A 741-nucleotide genomic window follows, 5' to 3' on the forward strand; every position below is an offset into this window, starting at 1 on the left:
ACCGTGGCCACGGCATCGCCGCCCTGGGCGCCCACGCCGGGGATCAGCAGGGGCAGCGTGGGCGCAATGGCGCGCACGCGTTCGATTTCCTGCGGGTAGGTGGCGCCCACCACCAGGCCGAGTTGGCCGTTGCGGTTCCAGGGCCCCTGCGCGAGCCGGGCCACGTGTTCATACAGCAGGGGCTGGCCTTCGATGCTGGCCAGGCGCTGGTTCTGCAGGTCGTCGCCGCCGGGGTTGGAGGTGCGGCACAGCAAGAAGGCCCCCTTGCCGTGGTAGGCCAGGTAGGGCTCGATGGAGTCGAATCCCATGAAGGGCGAGAGCGTGACGGCGTCCGCGCCATAGCGCTCGAAAGCCTCCTTGGCGTACTGCTCGGCGGTCGAGCCGATGTCGCCGCGCTTGGCGTCGAGGATGACCGGCACCTGGGGCGCATTGCAGCGCATGTGCTGCATCAGGCGCTCGAGCTGGTCTTCGGCACCGTGGGCCGCGAAGTAGGCAATCTGGGGCTTGAAGGCGCAGGCCACATCCGCCGTGCTGTCAACAATGGCCGCGCAGAAATCGTAGATCCTGCGCGGGTCGCCGCGCATGCCGGCGGGAAACCGGCTGGGTTCGGGGTCGAGGCCCACACAGAGCATGGAGTTGTTCTGGCTGGCCGCATTGCGCAGCATGTCGAGAAAGGTCATGGGGCGCAATTTTAGGCGGGCCCGCCTGCTGCGTCACGGCGTTGCTTGCCGGGCGCGCGCT

1 protein-coding gene is annotated in these 741 nt (G+C 68.6%); it reads right to left on the reverse strand.

Translation table 11 applies throughout. The features are described from left to right. On the reverse strand, positions 1-680 hold a 680-nt coding region (gene pyrF / locus ACDELDRAFT_RS23270), incomplete at its 3' end, for an orotidine-5'-phosphate decarboxylase (RefSeq protein ID WP_005801833.1). Positions 681-741: the final 61 nt, after the last annotated feature.

Origin of the sequence: Acidovorax delafieldii 2AN, from assembly GCF_000175235.1 — a bacterium.
GTDB classification, from domain to species: Bacteria; Pseudomonadota; Gammaproteobacteria; order Burkholderiales; family Burkholderiaceae_C; genus Acidovorax; species Acidovorax delafieldii_B.